A 6,998-nucleotide genomic window follows, 5' to 3' on the forward strand; every position below is an offset into this window, starting at 1 on the left:
TAGTGTAGAAACAGAAAATGAGATGAACGATGCCATTGCTCAGATGATCGGAAGGATTCCAAAGGGTGTATTCGTGGTAGAAGTCAGTTGCGGACAAAAAGTAGAACATATCAAAGTCCTGAAAAAGTAATTTGATTATCCGCTTTCATAGCAACAAACTAATTTCGAATTGATTTTGCTGCGGATAATCGACCACAGACGATTGTATACAGTCCACAGCCACATCAATTGGACTCCATACTTGTTTTATTTGGGTAATGGCAAGAAAAAGAATATACTTAAAAGCATAGATATAAATTTGGATTTACAAAAATAATTGAAACAAAGCCTCTAAAAGCATTCAACTTTTAGAGGCATCTTGTTTGGTATATATCCATGAATAAAGGGAGAAAGGATGCTACATCCAGCTTCGGTCTTCCCTTCCTACCGCAGGCGGACGTCCTGTCTGTGGAAGAAATTTGTGTTATCTCTTTAGGATCATGCTAGATTTTTTTAAATCTCAAATCTCAAATCTCAAATCTCAAATCTTTTTCACCTCTTCTCTTCGTACCAGGTTTTGTGGACAATTTTCCATTTTCCATCCTTTTTGATCAAAGTCAAAAAATCGAAATAGTAGATTCCTGGCCAGAAAAGTTCTGTTTTGGCCAAGGCCGTATTTCCCTTCAGTTCAACTTCCAAAAGAATATTTTTATATTTTGAAGGATCTCTTTTTTCTCCCTTTGCTGTTCCGTTTGCCCAATCCTCAAAAGTTGTTACCGTAAAATTCTCTCCCCGGTATCCTATCAGCCTCGCCTCAGGGAGGAAGGCTTCTTCTAGTTTACTTTTGTCCCTTTCGATCATTCCGTCAAAATACAATTGAACCACGGCAGCTATAGCATGCTTTTCTTCTTTTTCAGATTGGGAAAAAGCCTGAAAAGAAAGTAAGAATAGGCATGTTGCAAAAAGATACTTCATCGGAATGGGATTTGGAGGAATAAATCTTTTCCAAAGTTTAAAACTTTGGAAAAGGTGTCCTAAACTTTGGAAGAGATGGATTGATAAATCATACTCCTATGGTATCAAAACCGAGATAAGGAACCAATACCTTAGGCATTTTGATGCCGGTTTCGGTTTGGTTGTTTTCCAATAAGGAGGCTACAATTCTAGGCAATGCCAAAGCACTCCCGTTGAGGGTATGTGCCAAAGTTGTTTTTTTATCCTCACTTCTAAATCGGAGCTTAAGCCTGTTGGCCTGAAAAGATTCAAAATTGCTGACAGAACTTACTTCAAGCCATCTTTCCTGTGCAGCAGAATAGACTTCCATATCATAGGTCAGTGAAGAAGTGAAGCCCATATCACCTCCGCAAAGCCTCAAAACCCGATAAGGCAATTCCAGTTTTTGCAGCAATCCCTGTACATAAAGGCTCATTTCTTCCAATGCCTCATAAGAATTATCAGGATGGGAAAGGCGGACGATTTCCACTTTGTCAAACTGATGCAGCCTGTTCAATCCCCTCACATGTGCCCCCCAACTTCCGGCTTCTCTTCTGAAACAGGGTGTGTAGCCCACATTTTTGATAGGAAAATCAGATTCATTCAGGATCACGTCCCGGTAAATATTTGTAATTGGTACTTCCGCTGTTGGGATCAAATAAAGCTTGTCGACCGTAGCTTCATACATTTGGCCTTCTTTGTCAGGTAATTGTCCTGTGCCATAACCGGAATCTTCATTGACCAAAATAGGCGGCTGAACCTCGATGTAACCGGCTTTCATTGCCTCATCCAAAAAGAAATTTATGAGTGCCCGCTGCAGTCTCGCACCTTTACCCTTGTAAACAGGGAAACCCGCTCCGGCGATTTTGGTCCCAAGTTCAAAATCTATAATGTCATATTTTTTGATCAGTTCCCAATGAGGTTGTTTGTTTTCAGGCAAAGCAGGAATATCCCCATGCGAAAGCACGACCTCATTGTCTTCAGCAGATTTACCTTTTGGAACCGAAAAGTGGGGAATATTGGGGATGGTATACAAAAGCTGCTTGAGTTCTTCTTCCGTTTGGCTGAAGATATCCTCTAAGGATTTTACCCTTTCCTTGATTTCCGATGTAAGGGATTTTATTTTTTCAGCCTCCTCTTTTTTACCTTCCCGCATCATAATCCCAATTTCCTTGGAATAATTATTGGATTCAGCCTGAAGTGAGTCTCTTTGTGCTTGGGTTTCTTTTCTTTTGTTGTCCAAGTCCAAAACCTGGATAAGGACATCTTGGGCATTGGGAAAATTACGTTTTTGTAATCCTTCCAAGGTTTTCTCAAAATTATCCCTGATTGTATTTACGAGTAGCATGGCGTTTGATAGAATGTCTGTAGCTGTTGCAAAGATAAGGATGTTCCCCAAATCCTTTGAGGAAAGCCAAGCATATCTATGGACTTGTTATTGGATCAAAATGGTCTTTTGTGCACTGGAAAATGGGCCTTCCAATGGCTTTCCGTCTTGGTAAGAAAGATTCAATTGGACGAGGTGTTCACCTTTCGGTAGATTGGAGATTCGGACAGGGTTGATCTCTGTCATTTCATATTGAAATCCACCTACTTTTATGGTCACTTTTAGGTTATCCAGAAGCATATCACCTCCGATGACCAAAAAATCTATGGTAACTTCTTCTCCCTCTAAATAAGTCTGCCCGTTGACAGGCAGATTTAGAGCTAGATATGGTTCTCCCGAATATGGAAATGGGCTTGTATTCCCAACCATAAAATCCCGGTCCACATAATTACCAAACTCTTTGAGTGCCAAACCTTGACTGTCCACCAAATAAGCGACAATTCTGTATGTCCCTTCCTTCAATTCATCTTGGAAAATGGGAGAATTGTGTCCTACAGGATCAGCTGAATTCAAGATGGTGTTCAGCTTGAAACCGTCCAAATCTTCTCCAAAGGGATAGTTTTTGATATTGAATTCAAAAGGAATCCTGCCGGGGCTAAACTTCTGATTGCTGAGGGGTGCGTACATTTCGATGATAGCATCCGGATATTCCTTTTCCTCTTCATAGAAATAAAAACTGACCTCCTTTTTCTCTATATCCAAGCTATCTGAAACGACCATCTCAAAGATTTTCTCTTCCTTCTTTTCCTTTAGGCTGCAGGAAGTAAAAACCAAAATCAGAATAGGGAAACAGAAATAGAGGTTCGTTTTTTTCATAGTGATGAAAGTCTGAAAGCTAAATTATCTAAATTTGGGATATATTGCTGAATAATAAAAAACAAAATTTCGTAGATGAAAGATATTTTATACAATGAAATCCCTTCTTTGGACCTTGCGGATTTCACTTTGGGCAGTCCTGAAGAAAAGGAAGCATTTGTCCAAAAATTGGGAGAGGCTTATAATAATATTGGTTTTGTAGCGATCAAGAACCATGGACTTGACAAAAATCTTCAGGACAAACTGTATGCTGTGATCAAAAAGTTTTTTTCTTTGCCTGATGAGGTCAAAGCCAAATATGAAAAACCTGAAATCGGCTTCCAAAGAGGATACACCGGCAAAGGAAAGGAACATGCAAAGGGCAGAAATACCGGGGACTTAAAAGAATTTTACCATGTAGGACAGGAGTTGGATACCATCCCGGACAGTGATGAGACCAAGAAAGAATATCCTGATAATATCTGGCCATCCGAATTGCCGGAATTTAAGGAAATCGCAAATGAAGCCTATAGAACCTTGGAAGCAGCGGGGAAAAACATGCTCAAAGCGATTGCGCTTTATCTTGAATTAGACGAAAATTACTTTGAAGATAAAGTGGCTTATGGAAATTCCATTTTGAGGCAGATTCATTATTTCCCCATTGAAAATCCTGATGCTGTCCCTGCTGATGCAGTACGTGCTGCCGAACATGGAGACATCAACCTCATCACTCTTTTGATGGGAGCGAGTGCAGATGGCCTTCAGGTATTGAGAAAAGACGGGAAATGGATCCCAATCACTGCGCTTCCTGATCAATTGGTCGTCAATGTGGGTGACATGTTGGAGAGATTGACCAACAAAAAACTGAAATCCACCATCCACCGTGTGGTTAACCCTCCAAAGGAAATGATGCACACAAGCAGGTATTCCATTCCTTTCTTCATGCATCCAAGATCTGAAATGGATCTGACATGTCTCGATAGCTGTGTGGATGCTGCCCATCCCAAGCAGTTTGAAGATGCTACTGCCGGGGAGTTTTTGGACGAAAGACTCCGTGAATTAGGATTAAAGAAATAAGCCGTGTCTGTCAGGAAGGTCAGGTATTATCTCTATCTCAAAGATGTTTTATTGTTATCTCTGACTGCATTTGGAGGGCCTCAGGTTTTCCTTGCCATGGTTTTGGATACAATGGTGACAAGACGGGGATATATCAAAGAGCAGGAACTCTGGGAGCTGAATGCGCTTTGTCAGATACTTCCCGGCCCGACTTCAACACAAACAATTTCAGCCATAGGGTATAGGGTAGGCGGTCCTAATCTTGCCTACCTTTCACTTTTTGTCTGGATTCTGCCTGCTACCCTTTTGATGATTGGAGCCGCTTTTTTGATTGACTTTTTGCAAGAAAATACGCCGGGAGCCTTAAGTTTTGCGAAATTCATCCAACCTATGGCGATTGGTTTTATCATCTTTGCGGCTCAAAAAACCATTTTAAAAATGGTCAAAACTACTGAGGCATCGATCTTGATGATGTTTTCTACCTTCATTTCTTTTTTCTACAATTCTCCATTTATTTTCCCCTTATTACTTCTGGTAGGGGGAGTGACCACTTCTCTCAAATACCGGAATGAACCCAAAGAAGAGGGAGATAAAAAGCTTGTCATCGCTTGGGCTAATTTCTACCTCTGGGGAGGGATCCTTGTTTTTGCTGCCATATTGGGTGCCCTGACCAAAAATCAGGCGGTGCTCCTATTTGAGAATTTTTACCGAAACGGAAGTTTGATATTTGGAGGGGGACAGGTTCTGGTGCCGTATTTATTCACCGAGTTTGTAGAGTTTAAAAAATTCCTCACTTCACAGGAATTTTTGACAGGATATGCCATATCTCAGGGAATCCCCGGCCCCACATTCAGCATCAGTGCCTATGTGGGGGCACTGTCCATGCGTGAGCAAGGGGTTTTGGGTTTATTGACTGGAGGATTTATTGCCTCGGCAGGCATTTTCCTTCCGGGAACTTTCCTTATTTTCTTTGTTATCAAGTTTTGGGACAAATTGAAAAAATTCCGTCCGGTCCGCGCTGCCTTGGAAGGGATCAATGCTGTAAGTTGTGGCATGTTGATCGCTGCGGCCTATTTATTGTTTGAGCCTTTGGATCCCGATTTTTTTAATATCGCGGCCATTATAGGGACATATCTTTTGTTGAATTTCACTAAACTTTCCTCACCGCTGATTATTGCTGTTGGGGTTTTGGCAGGAATTGGCTTCAATTTGTTGTTTGCTTGATTTTGACGTCGATTAAGATTCTTAAAGGGTCAAAAATAAATTCCAAATTCTTACTAAAAAAAATCTAAAAAATGAGAGACCCCGCTTTCGGCGGGGTCTCTTGATATTTATTGGTTGACCAAGACCACTTTTTCTTTGAATTTTTTGAGCTGTCTGCGTAGGCCCTCTATGGCCTCATCGGAAGCTGCTTCAAATGAATCGCTTTGGTTCTTTGCAAAAAGTGTCTTTCCGGGCACATTCAGTTTGATTTCAACAATTTTATTTTCTTTTTTTTCATGGTTATCGAGTCTCATAAAAACTTCTCCGTCGATTATTCGATCAAAATAGGTGTCTAGTTTATCGGCTTTTTTCTGGATAAAATCGATAAGCTTTTGATCAGCATCGAAATGGATGGAATGCATTTGAAGTTTCATAACGTAAATGGTTTAAAGTTGAACTTATATTAAGCTTTCGGATGTGCCTGTTCAAACACAGCCTTGAGTTTTTCCATGGAATTGTGGGTATAGACCTGCGTAGCAGCTAGGTTGGCATGTCCGAGAAGGTCTTTTACTGCGTTGAGGTCCGCTCCTTTGTTGAGTAAGTGTGTGGCAAATGTATGCCTTAAGAGGTGTGGACTTCTTTTGGTAGTCTGGGCGAAAAGGTCTAAATGTTCTCTCACTATGCGGTAAATCTTCATCGGGTAAGCCTGTTCCTTGCTGATACTAACGATAAAATAGTCACTATCTTGTAGAATTGAAAACGTTTCCTGAAATACTTTTTTGTACGAAATTATATTCTTTTTGAGCCCCGTTGTGATAGGAATAATTCTTTCTTTTTTTCGTTTGCCAAGTACTTTCACAGATTCGGCGGCAAGGTCGATATCCTTCCATTTGAGTTCCAATAATTCGGATAATCGTACACCGGTGAGATAGAGAAATTCCATCACCATCTTGTCCCGCTGTCCATCAAAATCAGGCTTGAACTGCAACTCCCCCAAGATTTTGTCGATAGCATCTTCCTGCACAAATTCCGGAAGCCGCTTCGGCGTCTTAAGTGCACGGAGTTTGTAAGTTGGGTCTTTGGTTATTTCTCCCGAGCGCATTAAGAATTTATAAAATGATCGGAGGGTTGCGATTTTTCTATTTACTGAAGTTGTACTCAATCCCTGATCGACGAGATCGATGATCCAGGCACGTATTTCAGGATGATCTGCGGTGCTGATGTCTTCCTTTTCGAAGGAGAGCGTGTAAAATTCACCAAACTGCTCCAAATCCTTTTTATAAGCCAATACAGTGTGGCGGCTTGCCCTTTTTTCGAATTCTAGGTAATTGATAAAGGATTCGGTCATTGATGCGAGAAAGATGATCCATTGAAGTTAATAAAAAATCAAAAGTAATGAATCAATTTGGTATGAATAGTCTTCTAAAATTATCCTGATTTTTTTCACAGGATTTGCCTAAATGGTTAAGGTATTCAGTCCTACTGATTTTAGGAATTCAAAAAAATAATGATGGTGAATCAACAAAAAAACGCATCCACTTTCGTAGATGCGCTTTTTGATTTTATTTCAAAAGTCAAAATGAAT

7 protein-coding genes are annotated in these 6,998 nt (G+C 40.4%); 2 read left to right on the top strand and 5 right to left on the bottom strand.

Features of this window, described 5'->3' with window-relative positions; all coding sequences use genetic code 11:
- Positions 1-531: 531 nt before the first annotated feature.
- From ACZFYI_RS12940 to ACZFYI_RS12950, 3 genes are all read right to left on the bottom strand, one after another.
- On the bottom strand, positions 532-954 hold the full coding sequence (locus tag ACZFYI_RS12940; RefSeq protein ID WP_462524548.1) for a nuclear transport factor 2 family protein: 423 nt from the start codon (positions 952-954) through the stop codon (positions 532-534).
- Between the two features lie 88 nt (positions 955-1,042).
- On the bottom strand, positions 1,043-2,320 hold the full coding sequence (gene serS, locus ACZFYI_RS12945) for a serine--tRNA ligase (RefSeq protein WP_462524549.1): 1,278 nt from the start codon (positions 2,318-2,320) through the stop codon (positions 1,043-1,045).
- 87 nt (positions 2,321-2,407) lie between these two features.
- Entirely contained in the window at positions 2,408-3,175 is a 768-nt protein-coding gene (locus ACZFYI_RS12950; protein ID WP_462524550.1) for a hypothetical protein, read from the bottom strand.
- 75 nt (positions 3,176-3,250) lie between these two features.
- Between ACZFYI_RS12950 and ACZFYI_RS12955 the strand changes: the two genes are divergently transcribed.
- Both ACZFYI_RS12955 and chrA read left to right on the top strand, forming a co-directional pair.
- Positions 3,251-4,231, top strand: coding sequence for an isopenicillin N synthase family dioxygenase (locus ACZFYI_RS12955; protein WP_462524551.1), 981 nt, complete (start codon positions 3,251-3,253; stop codon positions 4,229-4,231).
- Between the two features lie 3 nt (positions 4,232-4,234).
- Positions 4,235-5,434 (top strand): chromate efflux transporter, encoded by a 1,200-nt coding sequence (chrA, locus tag ACZFYI_RS12960; RefSeq protein WP_462524552.1) that lies wholly within the window; start codon positions 4,235-4,237, stop codon positions 5,432-5,434.
- 107 nt (positions 5,435-5,541) lie between these two features.
- On the opposite strand, the gene hpf is transcribed toward chrA, so the two are convergent.
- A complete protein-coding gene (gene hpf / locus ACZFYI_RS12965; protein ID WP_462524553.1) occupies positions 5,542-5,847 on the bottom strand; it encodes a ribosome hibernation-promoting factor, HPF/YfiA family in 306 nt (101 codons plus the stop codon).
- 29 nt (positions 5,848-5,876) lie between these two features.
- Entirely contained in the window at positions 5,877-6,761 is an 885-nt protein-coding gene (locus ACZFYI_RS12970) for a tyrosine-type recombinase/integrase (protein WP_462524554.1), read from the bottom strand.
- Positions 6,762-6,998 lie beyond the last annotated feature (237 nt).

This window comes from Aquiflexum sp. (assembly GCF_977115555.1).